This window comes from Gallaecimonas kandeliae, from assembly GCF_030450055.1.
In the GTDB taxonomy this organism is placed as follows: domain Bacteria; phylum Pseudomonadota; class Gammaproteobacteria; order Enterobacterales; family Gallaecimonadaceae; genus Gallaecimonas; species Gallaecimonas kandeliae.
This window is the reverse complement of sequence record NZ_CP118480.1, coordinates 1,996,512-2,018,690: the sequence shown is the minus strand read 5'-3', so window position 1 is coordinate 2,018,690 and position 22,179 is coordinate 1,996,512. Positions and strand designations below refer to the sequence as shown.

Here is a 22,179-nt window from a genome sequence, read left to right as displayed (position 1 = left end):
CCTCAATCCCATTGAACTGAGGTATCCACCATGAAAAAAGTCCTGCTCCTGACCAGCTCCCTGTTTGGTGACAACGGTAACTCTTCCCAACTGGCCGCCGCCTTCAAAGCCGAAGTGGCCGACAAGAACATCAGCCTGACCGAGAAGGATCTGGTGGCCCTGAACCTGCCCCACCTGGACGCCGCCGAACTGGTGAGCTGGATGACCCCGGCCGAGCAGCGCAGCGAAGAGCAGGCAGCCCTGGCCCAGCGCTCCGATCTGCTGATCGAAGAGCTGCTGGCCCATGACGTGGTGGTATTGGCGGTTCCCCTCTACAACCTGGGGATCCCCAGCCAGGTCAAGGCCTACTTCGATCGCCTGGAGCGCGCCGGCGTGACCTTCAAGTACACCGAACAGGGCCCCAAGGGCCTGGTGGAAGGCAAAAAGGCCGTGGTGCTGGCCGCCCGTGGCGGCGTCTACGCCGGTACCGACTGGGATTCCCAGACCCCGCACCTGGCCAGCCTGTTCGGCCTGATGGGGATCAGCGACCAGCGCTTCATCTACGCCGAAGGCCTGAACATGGGCGAAGAGAAGAAAGCCGAAGCCATCGGCAGCGCCAAGGCCGAAATCGCCGAGCTGGTAGCGGCCCTCTAAATCCCGATTGTTGTTGTCCCTCTATGGACTGCCTGGCCCTTGCGGCCAGGCTTTTTTTTAGAACAGCAACCTGAGCAGGGGATTGGCCAGGCGGCCCAGGGGCCCGGTGAAGACCAGCGGCGCCGTCAGCACCGAGAAGCACAGGCAGGGCGCCTCTTCGGTAAAAGGCTGGTGTTCGTCGGTGGGGCCCTTGCGGATGAAGTCGCCCTCACGGTAGAGGCCGCCTTCGTCTTTGAGGTGGCCAGCCAGTACCACCGTCAGCTCCTGGCCGCCGTGGCGGTGGCGGGGAATGCGGGTATGGCTGTCGATATAGAGGAAGCTGGCCTTGGCGCCCCTGTCCCCCAGGTCCAGGTCGGCCGACCAGACCTTGGAGCCGAGGCGCCGCCAGCTGCCGAGCCGGCCTTGCAAGCCGGCCAGGGCCCTGGGCAGCTCGAAGCTGTCGCCGTTGACGCTGAGCCGGGTCTGGGGCGCCGGCGGGGCCGGTGGCGCCGGTTCATCCAGCCGGGCCAGCATGGCTTCCAGCAGGCCTTGGTCCACGGTTTGGCTCTCCTCCAAGAACGCCTGGCCGGCCTCGGCCTCGGCCTCCGCCAGGTTGTCGCGGCACCGGGTACACTGCTCCAGGTGGGCGGCCAGGGCGGCGCTGATGGCGGCCGGCAGCTCGCCCCTGGCGTGGCCGGCCAGCAGGGCGATATCGGGATGATGCTTAGTCTTCACTGCCAAGATGCTCCTTCAGACGCTCCAGGGCCAGGCGTACCCGGGACTTGACGGTGCCCAGCGGCACCCCCAGCTCGTCGGCCGTTTCCTGCTGCGTCTTGTCCTGCACGTAAATCTTCTCGATGACCTGCCGCTGCGCCGGCGGCAGTATGGCCAGGCAGGCCAGGGCCTGATCTCCCAGCACCTGCTGGTCCAACTCGGGGTCGTCGCCGCTTTGGTTTTCCAGGGGCCAGAGGTGGTCCCCGGCCAGGGTGTCGGGGCGGGCCGCCTTGCGGCGCATCATGTCGAAACTCTGGTTGCGGGCCACCCGGTAGACCCAGGTGGTCACGGCCGCCTTGTCAGGGTCATAGAGATGGGCCTTGTTCCAGAGGGTCAGCAGGGTTTCCTGGACCAGCTCCAGTGCCTGCTGCTCGTTGCCGAACTGCTTGAAGCCGAAGGCCTTGAGACGGGGGGCGAAATAGGTAAATACCCGCCGAAAGGCCTGCTTGCAGCGCCGGTTTGCGATCTCGGCAAGGTCGTTTGCCAGGGGATCCGTACTCACTTTGCCATCCGCGCGTTTCAGGCTGTCCTTGCCAGTGTATCCGCTATTTTTCGCTGTTGTTATCAACATGGCTCCTGCTCCACTTCAGAGCGCCGAAACGGACTTTGGCAGTTTTACGGCTGGGCGTCGTGGCCAGATCAACACGCCATGCTCAACAGCGGGCAGGGGCGGGCGGCTTAAAGCGCTGCTTCTATGGCTTTGTGCAGCGCTTCGCTGTCCGGTGTGGTGCGGCTGGAGAACAGCTCTATCACCTTGCCGTCCTTGCCCACCAGGTACTTGTAGAAGTTCCACTTGGGAGCGTCGCCGCCGGCCTGGCGGGCCAGGATGCGGTAGAGGGGATCGGCGTCGTCACCGCGCACGTGGAGCTTTTCGAACATGGGGAACTTGACCTGGTACTTGGTGAAGCAGATGTCGGCCGTGGTCTTCTCGTCGTCCGCCTCCTGGTAGAAGTCGTCAGAGGGGAAACCCAGCACCACCAGGCCCTGGTCCTTGTACTGGCTGTAGAGGGCCTCAAGGCCGTGGAACTGGGGCGTGAAGCCGCAGTAGCTGGCCGTGTTGACGATCAGCAGCGTCTTACCCTTGTAGGCCTGGCAGAGGTTGACGGTCTCTTCGGAATTGAGCTTGCGCTTCAAGAACTTGAGGGTGGAAGGGCAGTCGTCGGCCAGGGCCGGCAGCGCGGCCAGCAACAGTGCGGGCAACAGGGATTTGAACATGGTGGTGCTCCTTTGGGGTTTGATTGTCGTACGGCGCCAAGGGTGCGACAGATCAGGCGCTTTCCATGTTTCACCATCTTCCCCATACCTGCAATGTCCCGGTGATTTTCCGTTTTACAAACAGCCGTTTATTACTATCAACAAAAACTGGGGGCAAAGCTGTGGATAAGTTGCGGGGCTGGGCGGCCAGGGCCTGAAGTCAGGGCCGCCTCCTTTGCTGGTCGCACTTTGACCAACAGGTTCCTGGCGACGGGGACACAAAAAACCCGGCGTCAGGCCGGGTCTTTTTCAGCGGATCAGGTTTAAGAATTCCTGGCGCGTCTGGGCGTGCTCCCGGAAGGCGCCCAGCATCACGCTCGACTTCATCACGCTGTGCTGCTTCTCGACGCCGCGCATCTGCATGCACATGTGCTTGGCTTCGATGACGACGCCAACGCCCCTGGCACCCGTGACTTCCTGCACGGCCAGGGCGATCTGACGGGTGAGGTTTTCCTGGATCTGCAGGCGGCGGGCGAACATGTCGATGATGCGGGCGAACTTGGACAGGCCCAGCACCTTGCCGTTAGGCAGGTAGCCCACATGGCACTTGCCGACGAAGGGCAGCAGATGGTGTTCGCAGAGGGAGTAGAGCTCCACGTCCTTGACGATCACCATCTCGTCGTTGTCGGAGCTGAAGACGGCGCCGTTGACCAGCTCGTCCAAGGACTCGTTGTAGCCCTTGGTCAGGTACTGCATGGCCTTGGCGGCGCGCTCCGGTGTCTTCACCAGGCCTTCGCGGGTCGGATCTTCCCCCAGGCCGCGGATGATGGCTTCAAAGTGGTTGGCCAGTTGTTCGGTCATCAGTTGCTCTCTTAGCGGATATGGCGGCCGCCATCCACGTGGATGGTGCGGCCGGTAACGTAACGGCTGGTCAGCAGGTAGTGTACGGCGAGCCAGATCTCCTCGCACCCGGGCTCTATGCCCATCACTGACTTGGCCAGTGTCTTGGCCTTGTAGGCCTCGTCGTCCTCTTCATTGAAGATGATGAGGCTGGGGGCTATGGCGTTCACCCTGATCCTGGGGCCAAGCAGCTTGGCGAAGGAGAGGGTGAGGTTGGCCAGGGCCGCCTTGGAGGCTACATAGGCGATGTGTTTGTCGCTGCCCTTTTCTACGGTGTAGTCCGTGACATGGATGATGCTACCGCCATCTTCGAGCTGGGGCGCCAGGTGGCGGTTCAGCAGGTAAGGGGCCTTGGCATGGATCTGCATCATGGCGTCGAAGTGCCGGGCGGCGTCATCCAGGCCCCCTTCCTGCTCCCAACTGGAGGCGTTGTGGATGATGGCGGCCAGCGGCTGGCCTGCGAGGGCCTTGGCCAGTGCCAAGACGCCGTCGTCGGTGGCAAAATCCGCCTGTATGCAGCGGACGCCCTGGGCGGTCAATGGGTCTATCACTTCCCGGTGGCGCCTGTAGGTCAGGATCACAGGCTGGCCGGCTTCCAGAAAGCGACGCACCAGGTGCAGGCCGACGCGCTGGGCGGCGCCGGTGATAAGCACGGGATTGGCCGTCATTTGGCTTTCTCAACGGTTAGGGTCAAACTGGGCAGTCATAGTACCTGCTTGGCCATTAAGGATCACCTTTGCCGTCGATTTTGTGGAGCCGCTGCCGCCTGGCCGACCTCGAAGGGCTGTTGGACCCCGGCCTTTCGCTGCGCCAGCAGCAGCGCCAGGGGGCCAGGCTCTTGGCGGCCTGGCTGATGGGCCGGCTGCTTGGCCGCAAGGTTTCACCGCAAGACATAGTCCGGCTGGACGATGGCGCCCCCAGCCATCCTGAAGCCTTCGTCAGCCTCAGTCACAGCGGCCCCTGGCTGGCCGCGGCCGTGGCCCTGGCGCCCGTCGGTATCGACATTGAGCAGCCCAAGGCCAAGCGTCCATTGGGGGAGATGGCGGCCCTGCTGGGCTGGCCTGAAGAAGGCTTTTACGGCAACTGGTGCGCCTATGAGGCGGCCGTCAAGGCCTGGGGGGCCGAACTGCTGCCAGGGGAGCTGCAATGGGGCAGGGGGGAGCTGCGCCATCAGAGCCTCGGCCAACTGCAGCTCTACCGCCTGCGATCTCCTTTACCTTTGGCCATTGTCTGTACAGGTAAAATGCGGCCTAGGTGGCAAAACCCCATGTTAATGAAGGCTGAATATCTGTTACACTAGCCGGCCATTTTAACCCCTGTTTTGCCCTGCCCGGGATGGGCGGCATGGCCCGGCCTGAGCGCTTTCCAGGCCAGGGAAGAGACGATTTTCGATACCACATGGACGCAGCCTTTTATTTCCCTCTCACAATAGCCACGGCGCCCCAGGCGAGGTGTTGGCCATGAGCTTGCGCTTTGCCGTCAAGGCATGGTCCGCTTGGGCCCCGGGCTTGGCCAACGCCGACGAGTGGCGCCACTGGCGGCGATCCGGTGAACTGGCCGAGGAAAAGCCTGTGGATCTGTCCTGGGTGCCGGCCGGCCAGCGTCGCCGCCTTTCAGCCCTGACCCGCATCCAGCTCGCCTGCGCCCATCAGGTACTGGGCGAGGACAGCCTGCCGACCGTCTTTGCCACCCGCCACGGCGAGCTGCACCGCACAGTGCAGCTGCTGGGCGATCTCGGCATTGAAGAGCCCCTTTCCCCCACCGCCTTCAGCCTGTCGGTGCATAACGCCGCCGCCGGCCTCCTGAACATCCTTCGTGGCGACCAGGCCCCCAGCACTGTGGTGGTGGCCGGCGACGACAGCCTGGTGCTGGGGCTGGTGGAGGCCTGCGGCCTCCTCGGCAGCGGTGTCGAGGAAGTGGTGCTGGTGGTGGCCGACCAGGCCGTGCCTGTCCTCTACGAGGGCGCCATGGCCAACCGCCAGTGCGACCACGCCCTGGCCCTGCGCCTGGCAAAAGGGGAGCAGTTCAGCCTGGATGGGGGCGCATCCTGCCAGGATGACTGCCCGGCCTGGCCCCTGGCCATGCAGCTGGCGGCCTTGTTGGCGACGGATGAAAGCGGCGAGCTGCGGCTGGCCGGCAGGAGGTGGCAATGGGCAAGAGCCTGAACAAGGCCTGGCGGGTGCTGGCCACCGGTTTGGCCTTTTCCCTGTTCGGCATCGGCGGTGTCTGCCTGAGCCTGACCGTCTTCCCCTATCTCAACTGGCGCTACCCGGATGAGGTTGTGCGCAAGCGTATCGCCAGGAGCGTGGTCAGCCGCAGTTTCCGCTTCTTCCTCGATACCCTGCAGTGGCTGGGGATCTGCCGTTACGAGGTCAAGGGCGGCGACAGCCTCAACGCCCAGGCCGCCGTGGTGGTGGCCAACCATCCCTCGCTGCTGGACGTGGTGCTGCTGATCGCCGCCATGCCCAAGGCCGATTGCGTGGTCAAGGCCGGCATCTGGAAGAACCCCTTCATGCGCGGCGTGGTCAGGGCCACCTGCTACATCAGCAACGCCCACCAGGGGGAGGACTTGATCCAGGCCGCCAAGGCCAGCCTCGACCAGGGTTATTCGCTGATCATCTTTCCCGAAGGCACCCGCACCGAGCCGGATGTCAACCTCAATCCCCTTACCCGCGGCGCCGCCCAGCTGGCGCTGCGCACCGGCTACCCCCTGTTGCCGGTGCATTTGACGGTCGAACCCCGCACCCTGACCAAGCAAAACCCTTGGTACCGGGTACCGGAGCGGCCCTTCTTGCTGCAGGCAGAAGCGGGGCGGCCCCTGGCGCCCACCGATTTTGCCGGCAACGACCCCAGTACCGCCCTGTCCGCCCGGGAGATGACCCGGCAGCTGGCCAGGGTGCTCAACAAGGAAAAACACACAGATGACCAATCTGGAAAACGAGCTGAAAGCGCTGATCATCAATGCCTTGGAGCTTGAAGACGTCACGGCCGATGATATCGACACCACCGCGCCCCTGTTCGGCGACGGCCTGGGCCTGGATTCCATCGACGCCCTGGAGCTGGGCCTGGCCATCCAGAAGCGCTTCCAGGTGAAGATCGACGCCAACGCCGCCGACACCAAATCCCATTTCGCCAGCGTCCGGGCGCTGGCCGACTTCATCCGTTCACAGGAGGCCGTGGCATGACGCGCGACCAGGTTTTTGCCGAACTCAAGACCATTCTGGTGGAAGACTTCGAGGTGGAGGCCAGCAATGTCACCCCCGACGCCCACCTCTACAGCGACCTGGATCTCGACTCCATCGACGCCGTCGACCTGGTGGTCAAGCTCCAGGATCTGACCGGCAAGAAGATCCAGCCCGAGCAGTTCAAGGCCGTGCGCACCGTACAAGACGTGGTAGACGCCGTGCTGAGCCTGGTGGCCGCCGCTTGAGACCCAGCGCCCTCCTGTGGCTGCTCTACCCGGTCGCGGTGCTGCTGGGCCTGAAATGGCTGGCGCCCTGGCAACTGGCCCTGGGGCTGTTGGCCCTGGTGGCCTTGCGCTGGAAAAGCGCCAGCGGTGCCGAGCGGCTCTGGCTGCCCATGGCGGTGCTGGCCCTCGGCGCCTCGGCCATCGGCAACAGCGCCCTTGGCATCAAGCTCTACCCGGTCTGGGTCAATCTGGGGCTGCTGGCCAGCTTCGGCTGGAGCCTCTACCAGGGGCCTTCTGCCATAGAGCGGCTGGCCAGGCTCAAGGAGCCGGAGCTGCCGCCAGAGGGCGTGGCCTATACCCGCAAGGTGACTTGGATCTGGTGCGGCTTTTTCGTCGCCAACGGCGGCGTCGCCCTCTGGACAGCGCTCTATGCCAGCCAAGGGACCTGGGCCCTTTACAACGGGGCCATCAGCTATGGCCTTATCGGACTGCTGCTTGGCGGTGAATGGTGTTACCGACAATGGATGATACGATCCAGCGCCTAAGGGCCCGCCTGGCCCAGGACAGCCCCTTGTTCAGCGCCCCCGCCATGACGGGCCAGGCGCTGCTGGCCCATGCCGCCGGCCTGGCGACAAGGCTGAACTCTGGGGATCGCTGGGTGCTCTTCGACGCCGACCCGGCCGCCTTCCTGGCCGGGCTGCTGGCCTGTTGGCAAGCAGGCGCCGTGCCCGTGCTGCCGGCCAACGGCCAGAGCGAGACCTTGAAGGCCATCGACGCCAAGGGCCTGATCAGCCGAAGCCTTGCCGGCTTTGAGGGGCCTGTGCTGGACCCCCTGGGCTTCAAAGGCGAACCTCAGTCGGTCAGTGTCGGCGATTTGGTCCTTTTTACCTCCGGCAGCACAGGCCAGCCCAAGCAGGTGGCCAAGACCGCCGCCCAGCTGCTGACCGAACTCAAGGTGCTGGAGCAGAGCTTCGGGCCCCTGGAAGGCGAGCAGCTTTCCACCGTTAGTCACCAGCATATCTATGGCCTGCTGTTTAGGCTGCTCTGGCCGGTTATGAGCGGGGCCATCGTCAACCGCACCTTCTTTGCCTATCCGGAACAGCTGGCCGGCGCCGCCGAGACGCTCGACGGGCCCTTGCACCTGGTGTCGAGCCCGGCCCAACTGGAACGCCTGCCCAAGGGGCTGCTGGGCTGTCTTGCCGGCAAGCTCGGGCAAGTCTTTTCCTCCGGCGGCCTCCTGAGCCGCGCCGGCGCCGCCCTGGTCCAGGCCGAGCTTGGCCAGTTGCCCATCGAAGTGCTGGGCAGCACCGAGACCGGCGGCGTCGCCTGGCGGCGGCAAGAGGGGCAGGGGGCCTGGACCCCTTTTGCCGGCGTCCATTGCCGCCTCGACGAAGAAGGCGGCCTCTGGGTGGACTCCAAAGTTGCCGGTGGCCCCCAGGCCATGGGCGACAGGGCCGAGCTGCTGGCGGACGGCCGGCTGCAACTGCTGGGCCGGCGTGACCGCATCGTCAAGCTGGAGCAGAAACGCCTGTCCCTGGACGCCATGGAGGCGGCGCTGTGCCGCCACCCCTGGGTGGACAAGGCCCGTTGCCTGCTGCTGCCCGGCCGCCGCCAGCAATTGGGGGCCGTGTTGGTGCTGACCGAGGCCGGCGAGGCGCAACTGGCCGCTCAAGGCCGCCGCGCCCTCGGCCTTGGCCTGCGCCAGGCGCTGCTGGCCCACTTCGAGCCCGTGGTGCTGCCGCGCCGCTGGCGGACCCTGGCCGCCTTTCCCGTCAGCAGCCAGGGCAAGATTGAACACGGGGCCCTGCTGGCCCTCTTTGAAGAACAGCGAGATGTCATTGCTACCCAAGATCCTTGAACGCCGGCAGCAGGCCCAGCGCCTCGAACTGGTGCTGGACATGGACCCCGGCCTGACCGTTTTCCAGGGCCATTTCCCCGGCGCGCCCATAGTGCCGGGGGTGGCGCAGCTGGACTGGGCCATCCGCCTGGGGGCCGCCCATTTCGGGTTGGCCCTTGCCAGCCAGCGCCTGGAGGCCATCAAGTTCCAGCGCCTCATCACCCCTGGCCTGCCCCTGACTCTGACCCTGGAATACCACCAGGACAAGGGCAAGCTGCACTTCCAGTACGACTCAGAGCACGGCTGCCACGGCTCGGGCCGGGTTCTGCTGGCCGAGGAGGGCCCATGAGCTTCAACCCCTGCCTGGTGGTGCCCGTCTACAACCACGGCCCCCTGGCGGCCCGCACAGTGCCGGCGCTGCTGGCCTTCGGGCTGCCGCTTTTCCTGGTGGATGACGGCTCCAGCCCCGAGCACGCCGCCATCCTCGACGCGCTGTCGGCCAGCCACCCCCAGGTGCGCCTGGTGCGCCACGCCCAGAACCAGGGCAAGGGCGGCGCCGTCATGACCGGCCTCAGGGCGGCCTATGAGGCGGGCTTCAGCCACGGCCTGCAGGTGGACGCCGACGGCCAGCACGCCCTGGACGACGTGCCGCGCTTCCTGGCCGCCGCCGAGGCCGAACCCCAGGCCCTTATCGCCGGCCGCCCCCAATACGACGGCTCAGTGCCCAAGGGCCGGCTCTACGGCCGCTACCTGACTCACTTCTGGGTCTGGGTGGAGACCCTGGGCTTTCACATCCAGGACGCCATGTGCGGCTTTCGGGTCTACCCCCTGGCCGAGACCGTGGCCTTGCTGGACAGCGCCCGGCTCGGCAAGCGCATGGATTTCGACATCGAGGTGATGGTGCGCCTGGACTGGGCCGGGGTGCCCATCCGCCAGCTCCAGACCAAGGTGATCTACCCCGAGGACGGCGCCTCCCATTTCCAGGGCCTGAGGGACAACTGGCTCATCTCCAAGATGCACACCAAGCTGGTGCTCGGCATGCTGTGGCGGCTGCCGAAGCTGCTGGGCCGGCGCCTGGAAAAGGCCAGGCACTGGGCCAGCGCCGAAGAGCGGGGCAGCCGCCTCGGCATGAAGTGCCTCTGGCAGGCCTACCGCCTCTTCGGCCGCCCTGGCTTTCGCTGCCTGCTCTACCCGGTGATGGGCTATTTCTTCCTGTTCGGCCAGAGCCGGCGCCATTCCATGGACTACCTGCGCCGCTTTTATCTCGCCAACGGCCCCACCCCCGAGCTGCCCCGGTACCCCAGCCTCTGGGACGGTTTTCGCCACCATTTGGCCTTCGGCGAGGCCATCCTCGACAAGCTGGCCGCCTGGGCCGGCGACATCCAGGTCGGCCGGGATCTCAGCTTCCCGGGCCAAGGCTGGCTCAACCAGATCAAGCAATCCGGGCGCGGTGCCCTCTTGATCGGTGCCCACCTCGGCAACCTCGAGCTGTGCCGGGCCCTGTCCGACACCCCCATGACGGTGCTGGTGCTGACCGAGAACGCCGCCAAGTTCAACAGCCTGCTGGCCGAAATCAACCCCGGCGCCCGGCTCAACATGCTGCAGGTGACAGAGCTGGGCCCGGACACCGCCATGCTGCTGCGCCAGCGCATCGACGCCGGTGAACTGGTGGTGATGGTGGGGGACAGGACTTCGGCGTCCAAGGCCGGCCATACGGTGGCTGTGCCTTTCCAGGGGGCCCCGGCGCCTTTGCCCATAGGCCCCTGGGTGCTGGCCCACGTGCTGGAATGCCCCGTCTACCTGCTGTTCTGCCTGCGCGAGGGGCGCGGCCACCGCCTCTACCTGGAGCCCTTCGCCCTGGACGGGATCAAGCTGCCCCGCAAGCAGCGCGCCCAGCAGCTCGGCCAACTGGCCGGCCAATACAGCCGGCGTCTCGCCTGGTACTGCCGCAAGGCGCCGCTCCAATGGTTCAACTTCTTCGATTTCTGGCGTGCCGACGAGGGGCGCCCGCAGGATAAATCCCAATGACAGTCATCTTCGGCCAAGGGCCGCTCTGTATCGAGGACATCAACGCCCTGGCGACCGGCCGGCAAAAGGCGGCTCTTAGCATCGAGCCCGACTTCAAGGCCCTCATCGACAAGGGCGCCGCCTTTTTAGAAAGGCTCTGGAAGGAAGAGGGCGCCATCTACGGCGTCACCACCGGCTACGGCGATTCGGTCACCGTCGGCATCCCCAAGGAACTGGTGGAGGCGCTGCCCTTAAACCTGACCCGCTTCCACGGCTGCGGCCTCGGCCGCCATTTCGACCTGGAAGAGGGCAGGGCCATACTGGCGGCGCGCCTGGCCTCCCTGAGCCAGGGCCATTCCGGGGTCAGCTGGGAACTGCTGGAAAGGCTGCAATGGCTGCTGGCCGAAGATCTGGTGCCCCTCATTCCCGCCGAGGGCTCAGTGGGGGCCTCAGGGGATCTGACGCCCCTTTCCTACGTGGCGGCGGCCCTGGTGGGCGAGCGCCAGGTCTACCAGCATGGCCAGGTGCGGGACATGGCCCAGGTGCTGGCCGAGAAGGGCCTGGCGCCGCTGACCCTCAAGCCCAAGGAAGGCCTGGCCATCATGAACGGCACCGCCGTGATGACGGCCCTGGCCTGCCAGGCCTTCGGCCGCGCCCAATATTTGTCGGCCCTCTGCACCCGCATCACCGCCCTGGTGAGCCTGGCCATGAAGGGCAACGCCTATCACTTCGACGAGCAGCTCTTCGCCGTCAAGCCCCACCCCGGCCAGGCCAGGGTGGCGAAAAGGCTGCGCGGCGATCTGAACTACCAGGGCCAGGGCGCCCACGACAGGCTGCAGGACCGCTACTCCCTGCGCTGTGCCCCACACGTGATAGGGGCCCTTGAAGACGCGCTGCCCTGGCTGCGCGGCCTTATCGAGACCGAGCTCAACAGCGCCAACGACAATCCCATCATCGACGCCGAGAACGAGCAGGTGCTGCACGGCGGCCACTTCTACGGCGGCCATATCGCCATGGCCATGGACACCCTGAAGACCCAGGTGGCCAACCTGGCCGACCTTGCCGACCGCCAGCTGGCGGCCCTGGTGGACACCAAGTTCAACAACGGCCTGCCGTCCAACCTGACCGGTGCCAGCGGCCCCCGCCAGGCCATCAGCCACGGTTTCAAGGCGGTGCAGATCGGCGCCTCTGCCTGGACGGCGGAAGCCCTCAAGCACTGCATGCCGGCCTCCGTCTTCTCCCGCTCCACCGAATGCCACAACCAGGACAAGGTCAGCATGGGCACCATAGCGGCCAGGGACTGCCTGCGGGTGCTGGAACTGGCCGAGCAGGTGGCCATCGCCACCTTGCTGGCGGCCTGCCAGGGGGTCTGGCTGCGCCAGCAGCAGGAAGCCGTGCCCCTGACCGGCGAGCTGGCCGACTTCGTGGCCACCTTGCACGCCGCCTGTCCGCCACTGACAGAGGACAGGCCCCTGGAAGCCGAGCTGCGCCAACTGCTGGCGGCCCTCAAGACCCAACCCTGGAGGCTTTATGACGAGGCGTGAAGCCGAAGTGGAAGTGGAGGTCCCCTTCTACGATCTGGACCCCATGAACGTCACCTGGCACGGCAACTACCTCAAGTACTTCGAGCGGGCCCGCTGCGCGCTGCTGGACAGCATCGACTACAACTACCCGCAGATGCAGGCCTCCGGCTACGTCTGGCCCATCGTCGATTTGAAGGTCAAGTACGTCAAATCGGCCGTCTTCGGCCAGAAGCTGCTGGTCAGCGCCGCCCTGGAGGAGTTCGAGAACCGCCTCAAGCTGAGCTATGTGGTGCGCTGCAAGGAGAGCGGCACTGTCCTGACTAAAGGCCAGAGCGTCCAGGTGGCGGTGACGTTGGAGGGCGGCGAGATGCAGTTCGTTTCCCCCAAGGTGCTCTTCGACAAGCTGGGGGAGCCATGGCCCTACTGAGCACCCTGGCCCTGGCGGCCAGCCTGGCCCAGCCCTGCGGCGAGTTCAGCCAGCAAAAGACCTTGCAGGGCCTGTCCAAGCCCCTGGAAAGCCGCGGCCATTACAGCGCCGGCCCAGGTGGCCTCGACTGGGTTACCGACAGCCCCTTCCCCAGCACCCTGTCGGTGCGCAAGGACGGCCTCTACCAGGCCCTGCCGGGCCAGGGAGAGAGCCGCCTGGCTTCCATGGACAATCCGTTGGTGGCCAGCCTCGGCCGGCTCTTGGCGGCCGTGGTCAGCGGTGACACCTCGTCCCTGGCCCAGGACTTTGAGCTGAGCCAGGACGGCGAGAAGCTGACCCTCAAGCCCAAGGATCCGACCCTTGCCAAGGCCGTCACCGAGATGCAGGTGCAAGGCCGGCCGGCCCGGGAAGTGCGCCTTATCGAGCCGGGCGGTGAGACCCTTATTAGCCTGAGCCCGGGGCAGTGCCGGTGAGAGCCTGGTTGCTGCTCATCGCCCTGACGGCGCTGCTGGCACTGAGGCTGCTGCTGGGGGTACATCCCTCTTCGCAGCTCGCAGATCTCCTGCCGGACGGCTTCCAAGGTGCTCCGGCCGGCGAGCGGGCCAGCTTCAAGGCCCTGCGCCAGCGCTTCGACCGCCAGCTCTGGCTGCTGGCCGAAGGCCAAAATCCCGGCCAGCTGGTGGCCCTGGGCCGAAAGCTCGGCAAGTCCCTGGACGCCGCCTCCTTCGTGGCCGGCTGGCAGGGTGGCGACAGCGACGCCTTCAAGGCCCTTGGCCGCTACCGTGGCCAGTTGCTGGCAGACAGCGACCGCGCCCTGCCAGACCAAAGCCTGCTGGCGCGGGCCCAGGCCCTCTGGTTCGGCCCCATGCCGAGCAGCCTGCGCCTGGACCCGCTGCTCAGCTTCAGCCATTTCCTCGAACAGCAGCGCCCCAGGGGCAGCCAGCTGCACCTGGTCGGCGGCTGGCCCCTCTGGCGCCAAGGTGATGATTACGCCCTGGTGCTCTCCGTCACCCTCAAGGGTTCTGCCTATGACGGCCAGGTGCAGGCGGCGGTTAAGCAGTGGCTGGGGGCCCAGCCCCAGGCGGTCAAGGCCACAGGCACTGTGCTCTACGCCGCCGCCGGCGCCCGCCAGGCCCAGGTTGAGGTGAGCCGCTTCGGCACCTTGGCGGCCCTGGGGGTATTGGCCCTTATCTGGTGGGGCTTCGGCGGCTGGCGGGCCCTTGGTTACATGGGCGGCCTGCTGCTGGCCTCCGGCCTTGGCGCCCTTACCGCCCTCTGGTGGTGCTTCCCCGGCGCCCATTGGCTGGCCCTGGTGATGGGCGCCAGCGTCATCGGCATCTGCGCCGACTACGGTTTCCACCGCCTGGCGGCGGGGCCTGACGGCAGCGCCATCCACAAGCCGCTGCTGCTGGGGCTGCTCTCCAGCCTGGCCGCCTACGGGGTGCTGAGCCTGTCGCCCTTTCCTGGCCTGGCCCAACTGGGGGTGACGGCCATCGGCGGCCTGCTGGTGGCCTATGGCTATGTGCGCTTTGTGGCCAAGGCCCCGGCTGTGCCGGTACGAACCTGGCCCGCCAGGCTGATGGCCCGCCTTGAGCCCCGTCGTACAAAGGCGGCCTGGGCCCTGGCCCTGTTGCTGCTGGCCTGGTTGGCCCTGGGTGTCAGCCGCCTCTCCTTTGACGACGACATCCGCCAGTGGCAGCCCAAGGATCCGGCGCTGAGTGCCGTCGAGGCCCGCCTCGGCCACTACCTTGGCGTCTTGCCTGGCGGCCAGTACCTGCTGTTGCAGGGTAAGGACGTGCAGGAATTGCTGCAAAAAGAAGAGGCCCTGGCCCCCAGGCTTGAGGCTTTGGAAGCCAAGGGGCAGCTGGCCGGCTACCTGGCGCTGAGCCAGGCCGTGCCGTCCAAGGCACGCCAGCAGGCGGACCATCAGCGCCTGGCGGGGCTCTGGCAGCAGCTGGACGCTCAACTGGGCGGCGCCCTGGGCCAGGCCCCGGCCTTGGATGCTTACCTGTTGCCCGGCGCCTTGCCGGCTTTTGACGCCCGCCGCCAGTTGCTGCTGGAGGGCACTAAGCCCGCCACCGTCATGGTGTTACGGGGCCTGACCCCGGCAGGGCAGGCGGCCCTTGGCGACCAGCGCCTCATCAGCCCGGCCTTGGAAGCCAGCAGGCTCTTCAGCCATTACCGCGACCAGATCCTCAAGCTGCTGGGGCTGGCCTTCCTGGCCCTGGCGCCGCTGCTGTGGTGGCTGCAGGGGAAAAAGGCCGGCCCTGTGCTGGCCAGCGCCGGCGCCGCCGTGCTGGCTGCTGCCATGGCTCCGGCCATGCTGGGCCAGGCCTTCAACCTGGTCCACGCCCTGGCCCTGGTACTGGTGCTGGGCCTGAGTCTGGACTACGGCCTCTTCTTTGCCGGCGATCCCAAGGGCCACCACAGCCTGCTGGCCACGCTTTTATCGGCCCTGTCTTCCCTGCTGGCCTTCGGCCTGCTGATCGCCTCCTCCACCCCTGTGCTGGTTGGCTTTGGCGCCGTGGTGACTGTGGGCCTCTTCACCGGCTGGTGGACCAGCCTGCTGTGGGCGGGCAAGTCATGAAGCGCTGTTTACTGCTGCTCACCCTGCTGCTTTGCGCCTGCCAGAGCCTGCCGGTGGCCAAGGCCCCCAGAGCCGTGCTGGCCAAGGACGTGGAATGGACGCTGCCGAGCCTTGGCTGGGTACAAGCCGCCTCGGTGCGCCAGCAGCAGGTGGTGGCCTGGCACGGCAAGGACAGGTGGCAACTGGTGGGAGAGCTGCAACTGGCCCCAGGCCAGGTGGGACTGGTGGCGCTGTCCGGCTTCGGCAACTTCCTCTTCCAGGTGGGCTACGACGGACGCCAGCTCACCGAAAAGCGCTCGCCCCTGGTGCCGGCCAGCGCCAAGCCCGGCCAACTGCTGTCGGATCTGCTGCTGGCACTGATGCCCAAGGCGGCCCTGGCCAAGAGTCTTGAGGGCACCGGGCTTGAACTGGAAGAAAAACAAGGCGTAAGGACGTTGTCCATGAAGGGTAAGCTCCTGATCCGCATTCATTACAACCCCCAGGGCTTCCGCTTTGAGCAACTGGCCCTGGGCTACGGCTTCGAGGTGACCTATGGCTGATCTCTATCTCTCGGCCCCCGGCCTGGTCAGCCCCTTTGGCCTTGGCCTCGAGGCCAACGCCGAGGCCCTCTTCACAGGGCAAAGCGGCCTGGTGGCAAGGAACGACCTGCTGCTGGGCAGGACCGCCTGGGTCGGCGCCGTGACGGCGGACTTGCCGCCCTTGCCGGCCGACTTCGAACAGCAGGATTGCCGCAACAACCGCATGTTGCGCCTGGCCATGGAGCAGATCCGGCCGCAGCTGGACGAAGCCCTGGCGGCCTATGGTGCGGAGCGTATCGCCGTTGTACTGGGCTCTTCCACCGCCGGCATGGACAAGGGCGAGGCGGCCCTGGCCCACTGGCAGCGCGAGGGAGCCCTGCCCGCGGATTTTGACTACGAGCGCCAGGCATTGGGCTCAGTGGCCCGCTTTGCCGCCGACTACCTTGGCATCAAGGGGCCGGCCTACAGCATCTCCACCGCCTGTTCTTCCTCCGGCAAGGCCTTTGCCAGCGGCCAGCGCCTCATAAAGGCGGGGCTCGCCGACGCCGTGCTGGTGGGCGGGGTGGACAGCCTCTGCCGCCTGACCCTGAACGGCTTCAAAGCCCTCGAGTCCGTGGCACCAGGCCCCTGCACCCCCTTCGGCGAAGGGCGCCAGGGGATCAGCATCGGCGAAGGGGCGGCGGTGTTCCTGCTGTCAAAGAAAAAGGGTGAGGTGCGCCTGGCCGGGGTGGGGGAGTCCTCAGACGGCTACCATATCTCAGCCCCCGAGCCAGAGGGCAAGGGCGCCAGGCTCGCCATGGACCAGGCCCTGGCCCAGGCCGGTATCCAGTATGGGGACATCGGCTACGTCAATCTCCACGGCACCGGCACCCCCAAGAACGACGAGATGGAGGCGGGGCTCATGGCCCGCTGTTTCGGCGCAGCCACCAAGGTCAGCACCAGCAAGGCCCAGGTCGGCCATGCCCTGGGGGCCGCCGGCGCCCTGGAGGCGGCCTTCGGCTACCTGGCCCTGACCGACCCAGAGGGCCGGTTGCCGCCCCAGCTGTGGCGCGGGCCCCAAGATCCGGCCCTTCCCGAACTCAATTACGCCGCCCTTGGCGACAGGCAGCCGGTGCGCTACCTGATGTCCAACTCCTATGCCTTCGGCGGCAGCAATGTCAGTGTGGTTTTGGCAAATGACACAAGAAATTAATAGCTTCGGCCCCCCCGAACACTACGTGGCCCACAGGGCGCCCATGCTGCTGCTGGACAGGGTGCTGGCGGCGGACGAGGAGAGCGCCCGCTGCGAGGTGCACATCCACCCCGGCAGCCCCTTTGCCGACGAGCGCGGCGTGCCCATGTGGGTGGGCATCGAATACATGGCCCAGAGCATCGCCGTCTTTGCCGGCATCCAGGCCGAAAAAGCCGGCGAGCCCATCAAGCCGGGCTTTCTGCTGGGTACCCGCCGCCTGGAGTCAGAGGTGCCTTACTTCGGCTTCGGCGAGGCGCTGGTGGTGGAAGTGCGCCAGGCCCTTAGCCAGGAAGACGGCCTCAGCGTCTTCAGCTGCACAGTGACAGCCAGCCAGGGTGCCCAGCGTGCCCAATTGACCGTATTTCAACCCAGGGATGCAAAGGCCTACCTGGCAGGAGAGCAAGCATGAGACAAGTCCTGGTGTCAGGCGCCAGCCGCGGCATCGGCGCCGCCATCGCCACTACCTTGGCCAGCGAGGGCTTCGGTATCGTCATCCATTACCGCAGCCGGCACGAAGAGGCCGAACAGGTCCGCACCCAGATAGAGGCGGCGGGCGGTAAGGCCCGGCTGCTGCCTTTCGACGTCAGCGACAGGACGGCGGCCAAGACGGCCCTGGAAGCGGACATCGAAGCCCATGGTCCCTACTACGGTGTGGTGGTCAACGCCGGCATCACCCGTGACGGCGCCTTCCCGGCCCTGACCGACGAGGACTGGGACAGCGTCATCCACACCAACCTGGACGGCTTTTACAACGTGCTCAAGCCGGTGGTGATGCCCATGGTCCAGGGTCGCAAGGGCGGGCGCATCGTTACCCTGGCCTCGGTGTCCGGACTTATCGGCAACCGCGGCCAGGTCAACTATTCGGCCTCCAAGGCCGGCATCATAGGGGCCACCAAGGCCCTGGCGTTGGAGCTGGCCAAGCGCAAAATCACCGTCAACTGCGTGGCCCCCGGCCTTATCCAGTCCGACATGACCGACAACCTGGAGGCGGCCGAGCACATCAAGGAGCTCATTCCTTTGCGCCGGGCGGGCCTGGCCCAGGAAGTGGCGGACGCCGTCGCCTTCCTCTGCTCCGACAAGGCCGGCTACATTACCCGCCAGGTGCTGGCCGTGAACGGGGGGCTTTGCTGATGCGCCGCGTCGTGGTCACAGGTATGGCCGGTATCAGCTCCCTCGGCCAGGACTGGCCAACCGTCAAGGCGGCCATGGAGCAGGGCAAAAGCGGCATAGTGGCGATGGACGGCTGGCAGGCTTTTGAGGGCATGAACACCCGCCTGGCCGGGCCCGTGGCCTTCGAGCGGCCGAGCCATTATTCCCGCAAGCAGGTGCGCTCCCACGGCCGGGTCAGCCTGATGGCCACCCGCGCCACCGAGCTTGCCCTGGAACGGGCCGGGCTGCTTGGCCATGAATGCCTGAACGACGGCCGCACCGGCATCGCCTACGGCTCTTCCATCGGCTCCACGGCCCCCATCACCGCCTTTGCCGCCATGCTGGAGCGCAACGACAGCTCCAAGATCACCGCCACCAGCTACATCCAGATGATGGGGCACACCACCTGCGTCAACGTCAGCCTCTTCTTCGGCTTGAAGGGTAGGGTGATCCCCACCTCCAGCGCCTGCACCTCCGGCTCCCAGGCCATCGGCTATGCCTATGAAGCCATCAAGTACGGCAAGCAGGAGCTGATGGTGGCCGGTGGCGCCGAAGAGCTCTGCCCCACGGAAGCGGCGGTGTTCGACACCCTCTACGCCACCTCCACCCGCAACGGCGAGCCGGGGCTCACCCCCAGGCCCTTCGACGCCGGCCGCGACGGCCTGGTGATAGGGGAGGGGGCCGGCACCCTGGTGCTGGAATCCCTGGAGCACGCCAAGGCCAGGGGCGCCAACATCCTCGCCGAGATCGTCGGCTTCGGCAGCAACTGTGACGGCGCCCACGTCACGTCCCCCACCTCCGAGACCATGGAAGTGGCCATGCGCCTGGCCCTTAAGGACGCCGACTTGGCACCCCAGGCAGTCCAGTACGTCAGCGCCCACGGCACCGCCACCGAGCAGGGGGACATCGCCGAGAGCCAGGCCACGAGCCGGGTCTTCGGCGCCGCCACCCCGATCAGCTCCCTTAAGGGCTATTTCGGCCATACATTGGGTGCCTGCGGCGCCTTGGAGGCCTGGCTCGGCATCGAGATGATGCACGACAACTGGTTCGCTCCCACCCTGAATCTGGACGTGCCCGATCCGCGCTGCGGCGAGCTGGACTACATCCAGGGCCAGGGCCGGGCCTTGGCGCTGGACTGCTGGATGAGCAACAACTTCGCCTTCGGCGGCATCAATACCTCCCTTGTCTTCAAGCGTTTCAAGGACTCACCATGACTGTCGTGAAAGAAAGGGTGCAGGTGCTGGTGATAGGGGCAGGCCCGGCCGGGGTGCTGGCCGCCACCTTGCTGCACAGGGCAGGGATAGGCGTGCGGGTGCTGGAAAAAGCCCGGTTCCCGCGCTTTTCCATCGGCGAGAGCCTGCTGCCCCAGTCCATGGCCTTTTTGGCCGAGGCGGGGCTGCTGAAGGCCGTCAACCAGGCCGGTTTCCAGTACAAGGAAGGGGCCGCCTTCGGCCACCAGGGCCGCTATGTGGATTTTGATTTTCGCGACAAATTCAGCCCAGGCCCCGGTACCACCTTCCAGGTGAAAAGGGCCCAGTTCGACAAGCTGCTGGCCGACGAGGCCCTGAAGCAGGGGGTGGATATCCGCTTCGGCCAGAGTATCGAGGAAGTGGACCTCTCTGTGAGCCCGGCCCGGATCTGGGCCAGGGGCGAGGACGGCGAGCCTTACCAGTTGGAAGCGGATTTCGTGCTGGACGCCTCCGGCTTCGGCCGGGTGCTGCCGAGGCTGCTGGATCTGGAGATCCCCTCCGGCTTCGAGCCCCGCCAGGGCGTCTTTACCCATGTGGTGGACAACGCCAGCGAAGGTTTCGATCGCGACAAGATCCTCATCAGCGTTCACCCTGAGCACAAGGACGTCTGGTACTGGCTCATTCCCTTCAGCGACGGCACCAGCTCCCTGGGGGTGGTGGCCAGCCAGGCCTACTTTGAAGGGCGGGCCGAGCAGGACAATGAAGCCTTGCTCAAAGCCCTGACCTTCGAGGAGCCGGGCCTGGCCAAGGTGCTGGCCCAGGCCTCGTTCGAGCAGCCGGTCAACTGCCTCAAGGGCTATTCGGCCAAGGTCAGCCGCCTCTGTGGCCCTGGTTTTGCGCTGCTCGGCAACGCCGGTGAGTTCCTGGATCCAGTGTTCTCCTCCGGCGTCACCATCGCCTTCAAGTCGGCAAGCCTCGCCGCTCAAACCCTGGTGCGCCAGTTCAAGGGCGAAACGGTGGACTGGCAGGCGGATTTCGCCGCGCCGCTGCAGGCCGGGGTCGATGTTTTTCGCACCTATGTGGAAGGCTGGTATGAAGGCAGCTTCCAGGACGTCATCTTCTACCCCGAGCCCCAGCCCCAGGTGAAACAGATGGTCTGCTCCATACTGGCCGGCTATGTCTGGGACAAGGGTAACCCCTTCGTGGCCGAGTCGCGGCGCCGCCTGCGGGCCCTGGCGGAGATCTGCCGCCCCGGCTAGCCCTTGGCAAAGGCGCCATAAAGGTGCAACAGTGTAGGCAGAACATAGGGAGGGCCTGGCCTTGAAAAAACTGCTGTTGTTGCCGCTGTTGGTGCTGGGCGCCTGCAGCACCGTGCCGCCAGAAGGGGTGGATGCCCGGATGCGCCAGTGGCAGGGCTATACCGCCGAGGCGCTGATGGACAAATGGGGCGTACCGGCCCAGACCACCAAGGTGGAAGACCAGGACTGGCTTATCTACCGCGACAGCCGCTCCAGCCACAGGCCGGCGGTGAGCGTTGGGGTTGGGGGCGGCTCAGGCCATGTGTTCGGCTCCATCGGCACCCTCTTCGGTGGAGGCGCCAAGGTGGACGGCTGTGTGCGCCAGGTCCAATTATTGAATGGAAAAGTGGCCCAGATCCGCTGGCAGGGGGATCCCAAGCTATGCTGGGAATTGACGCCCTCGCCGGTGGGGGCCACTGGCGACTGAAATTTCCGGCCGATGAAAAGGAGTTCGCGATATGGACAAGAAGTTCGTGATGATGGCCGTTCTCTTGCTGGCAGGATGCCAGCACCCCAATGACCCCGGCTTCTATGACGCCACCTGGTATCTCAGTGGCGCTACCGTCGAGGGCCCCCTGAAAACGGCTGCCAACGCCACCAAAGGCATCACCCTCAACCTCACATCCGATGGCAAGCTCAGCGGCGTTAGCGGCTGCAACCGCTATTTCGGAGGCTACAAGCTGGTCAACGGCGCGGCCATCAAGGTAGGTAATATCGGCAGTACCAAGATGGCCTGCATGGGGGAGCTGATGCAGGCCGAGGGGCTTTACCTCGACCGGCTCGGCAAGGCCAACTGGATAGAGCTGGACGGCGATACCCTCAAGCTCTATTCGGACGGCTTCGAGGCGCCGCTGCGCTTCAGGCAGGGCCGCTAAACCGTCGTTTAGTCCGACTCCAGCACTTCGTCTCTCTGGCGCAGATCCAGGTTAACCCGCAGCAGGCCGTCTTCCATGATGGCCCTGACCGGCAGGCCGCTGGCGCGAAAAACCCCCATCATGCCGCGGTTTTGGGGTAGCACCTCGGCCACGAATTCCTCTATGCCCTGTTCGCGGGCGATCTTCACAAGGTGTTTGAAGAGAATGGAGCCCACCCCCTGGCCTTGGAGGCTGTCGATGACGGCACAGGCGAACTCGGCCCTTTTGACCTTGCTGCCCGGCAGCAGTATGTAACGGCCTATCCCCAGCGCCTCTTCCTCGCCCTTGTCGCTGTAATGGCCGACGGCGATGGCCACATGGTTTTCAAAGTCCACGTCGGTGAAGCGGGCGGCCTCGTCCAGGCTCATCTGCCACTTGGGCCTCATGAAGCGGTAGTAAATGGAGCGCTCGGACATGTGCTTGTAGGCCTTGAGCAGGGCGTACTTGTCTTCCCGGCGCACGGCCCGTACGAAGACGGGGGTACCGTCTTTGACGCGGTCGAAGGAGAGGTAGTGGCGGCTGTTGATCATGGCCTTCCCTGCACTGTAACGCTGTCAGTTTAACCATTGCGGTGGGACGGCGTCAGCGTTCAGATCAAAAAAGCCTTCC

The 22,179-nt window shown here is 65.8% G+C and carries 28 protein-coding genes; 22 read left to right on the top strand and 6 right to left on the bottom strand.

All coding sequences use genetic code 11. The features are described 5' to 3' along the window. Positions 1-30 precede the first annotated feature (30 nt). Entirely contained in the window at positions 31-633 is a 603-nt protein-coding gene (locus PVT67_RS09890; protein WP_301493327.1) for an FMN-dependent NADH-azoreductase, read from the top strand. Between the two features lie 57 nt (positions 634-690). Here the strand turns inward: PVT67_RS09890 and PVT67_RS09885 are convergent, their stop codons facing one another. The 5 genes from PVT67_RS09885 to folM form a co-directional block, all read right to left on the bottom strand. Continuing rightward, positions 691-1,347: a ChrR family anti-sigma-E factor gene (locus PVT67_RS09885; protein ID WP_301493326.1), complete on the bottom strand. Its 657-nt coding sequence runs from the start codon at positions 1,345-1,347 to the stop codon at positions 691-693. Continuing rightward, positions 1,337-1,888, bottom strand: coding sequence for a sigma-70 family RNA polymerase sigma factor (locus tag PVT67_RS09880; RefSeq protein WP_301493324.1), 552 nt, complete (start codon positions 1,886-1,888; stop codon positions 1,337-1,339). Before PVT67_RS09880 ends, PVT67_RS09885 begins: the two co-directional genes overlap by 11 nt. Before the next feature lie 176 nt (positions 1,889-2,064). Beyond that, a complete protein-coding gene (locus tag PVT67_RS09875; protein ID WP_301493322.1) occupies positions 2,065-2,601 on the bottom strand; it encodes a glutathione peroxidase in 537 nt (178 codons plus the stop codon). Positions 2,602-2,889: 288 nt separating this feature from the next. Beyond that, on the bottom strand, positions 2,890-3,441 hold the full coding sequence (folE, locus tag PVT67_RS09870) for a GTP cyclohydrolase I FolE (RefSeq protein WP_301493320.1): 552 nt from the start codon (positions 3,439-3,441) through the stop codon (positions 2,890-2,892). An 11-nt stretch (positions 3,442-3,452) separates the two neighbouring features. Then, positions 3,453-4,148: a dihydromonapterin reductase gene (gene folM, locus PVT67_RS09865; RefSeq protein WP_301493318.1), complete on the bottom strand. Its 696-nt coding sequence runs from the start codon at positions 4,146-4,148 to the stop codon at positions 3,453-3,455. Positions 4,149-4,216: 68 nt separating this feature from the next. Here folM and PVT67_RS09860 point away from each other — a divergent pair, with 68 nt between their 5' ends. The 21 genes from PVT67_RS09860 to PVT67_RS09760 all read left to right on the top strand — a co-directional run bounded on the left by PVT67_RS09860 (position 4,217) and on the right by PVT67_RS09760 (position 21,531). Continuing rightward, complete coding sequence (locus tag PVT67_RS09860; RefSeq protein ID WP_301493317.1) at positions 4,217-4,780, top strand: 4'-phosphopantetheinyl transferase family protein; 564 nt, start codon at positions 4,217-4,219, stop codon at positions 4,778-4,780. A 160-nt stretch (positions 4,781-4,940) separates the two neighbouring features. After that, complete coding sequence (locus PVT67_RS09855; RefSeq protein WP_301493316.1) at positions 4,941-5,645, top strand: beta-ketoacyl synthase chain length factor; 705 nt, start codon at positions 4,941-4,943, stop codon at positions 5,643-5,645. After that, on the top strand, positions 5,630-6,457 hold the full coding sequence (locus tag PVT67_RS09850) for a lysophospholipid acyltransferase family protein (RefSeq protein ID WP_301493315.1): 828 nt from the start codon (positions 5,630-5,632) through the stop codon (positions 6,455-6,457). The genes PVT67_RS09855 and PVT67_RS09850 overlap by 16 nt, the downstream gene beginning before the upstream one ends. Beyond that, positions 6,402-6,665: a phosphopantetheine-binding protein gene (locus tag PVT67_RS09845; protein ID WP_301493314.1), complete on the top strand. Its 264-nt coding sequence runs from the start codon at positions 6,402-6,404 to the stop codon at positions 6,663-6,665. The genes PVT67_RS09850 and PVT67_RS09845 overlap by 56 nt, the downstream gene beginning before the upstream one ends. Further along, on the top strand, positions 6,662-6,910 hold the full coding sequence (locus tag PVT67_RS09840) for an acyl carrier protein (RefSeq protein ID WP_301493313.1): 249 nt from the start codon (positions 6,662-6,664) through the stop codon (positions 6,908-6,910). The genes PVT67_RS09845 and PVT67_RS09840 overlap by 4 nt, the downstream gene beginning before the upstream one ends. Then, positions 6,907-7,434, top strand: coding sequence for a COG4648 family protein (locus PVT67_RS09835; protein ID WP_301493312.1), 528 nt, complete (start codon positions 6,907-6,909; stop codon positions 7,432-7,434). The genes PVT67_RS09840 and PVT67_RS09835 overlap by 4 nt, the downstream gene beginning before the upstream one ends. Next, positions 7,410-8,747 carry an AMP-binding protein gene (locus PVT67_RS09830; protein ID WP_301493311.1) on the top strand — a complete coding sequence of 446 codons (1,338 nt, stop codon included), beginning with the start codon at positions 7,410-7,412 and terminating at the stop codon, positions 8,745-8,747. The genes PVT67_RS09835 and PVT67_RS09830 overlap by 25 nt, the downstream gene beginning before the upstream one ends. Further along, on the top strand, positions 8,722-9,075 hold the full coding sequence (locus tag PVT67_RS09825) for an ApeI family dehydratase (RefSeq protein ID WP_301493310.1): 354 nt from the start codon (positions 8,722-8,724) through the stop codon (positions 9,073-9,075). Before PVT67_RS09830 ends, PVT67_RS09825 begins: the two co-directional genes overlap by 26 nt. Then, positions 9,072-10,754 (top strand): glycosyltransferase family 2 protein, encoded by a 1,683-nt coding sequence (locus PVT67_RS09820; RefSeq protein ID WP_301493309.1) that lies wholly within the window; start codon positions 9,072-9,074, stop codon positions 10,752-10,754. Before PVT67_RS09825 ends, PVT67_RS09820 begins: the two co-directional genes overlap by 4 nt. Next, a complete protein-coding gene (locus PVT67_RS09815) occupies positions 10,751-12,277 on the top strand; it encodes an HAL/PAL/TAL family ammonia-lyase (RefSeq protein ID WP_301493308.1) in 1,527 nt (508 codons plus the stop codon). The genes PVT67_RS09820 and PVT67_RS09815 overlap by 4 nt, the downstream gene beginning before the upstream one ends. After that, positions 12,264-12,683, top strand: coding sequence for an acyl-CoA thioesterase (locus tag PVT67_RS09810; RefSeq protein ID WP_301493307.1), 420 nt, complete (start codon positions 12,264-12,266; stop codon positions 12,681-12,683). Before PVT67_RS09815 ends, PVT67_RS09810 begins: the two co-directional genes overlap by 14 nt. After that, entirely contained in the window at positions 12,671-13,156 is a 486-nt protein-coding gene (locus tag PVT67_RS09805; RefSeq protein WP_301493306.1) for an outer membrane lipoprotein carrier protein LolA, read from the top strand. Before PVT67_RS09810 ends, PVT67_RS09805 begins: the two co-directional genes overlap by 13 nt. Next, positions 13,153-15,270 (top strand): MMPL family transporter, encoded by a 2,118-nt coding sequence (locus tag PVT67_RS09800; protein ID WP_301493305.1) that lies wholly within the window; start codon positions 13,153-13,155, stop codon positions 15,268-15,270. Before PVT67_RS09805 ends, PVT67_RS09800 begins: the two co-directional genes overlap by 4 nt. Further along, positions 15,267-15,809, top strand: coding sequence for a DUF3261 domain-containing protein (locus PVT67_RS09795; RefSeq protein ID WP_301493304.1), 543 nt, complete (start codon positions 15,267-15,269; stop codon positions 15,807-15,809). Before PVT67_RS09800 ends, PVT67_RS09795 begins: the two co-directional genes overlap by 4 nt. Further along, positions 15,802-16,980 (top strand): beta-ketoacyl-[acyl-carrier-protein] synthase family protein, encoded by a 1,179-nt coding sequence (locus PVT67_RS09790; protein ID WP_301493303.1) that lies wholly within the window; start codon positions 15,802-15,804, stop codon positions 16,978-16,980. The genes PVT67_RS09795 and PVT67_RS09790 overlap by 8 nt, the downstream gene beginning before the upstream one ends. Then, positions 16,964-17,428 (top strand): hotdog family protein, encoded by a 465-nt coding sequence (locus tag PVT67_RS09785; protein WP_301493302.1) that lies wholly within the window; start codon positions 16,964-16,966, stop codon positions 17,426-17,428. Before PVT67_RS09790 ends, PVT67_RS09785 begins: the two co-directional genes overlap by 17 nt. After that, a complete protein-coding gene (gene fabG, locus PVT67_RS09780; protein WP_301493301.1) occupies positions 17,425-18,150 on the top strand; it encodes a 3-oxoacyl-ACP reductase FabG in 726 nt (241 codons plus the stop codon). Before PVT67_RS09785 ends, fabG begins: the two co-directional genes overlap by 4 nt. After that, positions 18,150-19,382 (top strand): beta-ketoacyl-ACP synthase, encoded by a 1,233-nt coding sequence (locus tag PVT67_RS09775; RefSeq protein ID WP_301493300.1) that lies wholly within the window; start codon positions 18,150-18,152, stop codon positions 19,380-19,382. The genes fabG and PVT67_RS09775 overlap by 1 nt, the downstream gene beginning before the upstream one ends. Further along, a complete protein-coding gene (locus tag PVT67_RS09770) occupies positions 19,379-20,617 on the top strand; it encodes an NAD(P)/FAD-dependent oxidoreductase (protein ID WP_301493298.1) in 1,239 nt (412 codons plus the stop codon). Before PVT67_RS09775 ends, PVT67_RS09770 begins: the two co-directional genes overlap by 4 nt. A 61-nt stretch (positions 20,618-20,678) precedes the next feature. Continuing rightward, complete coding sequence (locus tag PVT67_RS09765) at positions 20,679-21,083, top strand: hypothetical protein (RefSeq protein ID WP_301493296.1); 405 nt, start codon at positions 20,679-20,681, stop codon at positions 21,081-21,083. A 31-nt stretch (positions 21,084-21,114) separates the two neighbouring features. Next, a complete protein-coding gene (locus PVT67_RS09760; protein ID WP_301493295.1) occupies positions 21,115-21,531 on the top strand; it encodes an META domain-containing protein in 417 nt (138 codons plus the stop codon). A gap of 8 nt (positions 21,532-21,539) precedes the next feature. On the opposite strand, the gene PVT67_RS09755 is transcribed toward PVT67_RS09760, so the two are convergent. Next, positions 21,540-22,100 carry a GNAT family N-acetyltransferase gene (locus PVT67_RS09755; RefSeq protein ID WP_301493292.1) on the bottom strand — a complete coding sequence of 187 codons (561 nt, stop codon included), beginning with the start codon at positions 22,098-22,100 and terminating at the stop codon, positions 21,540-21,542. Positions 22,101-22,179 lie beyond the last annotated feature (79 nt).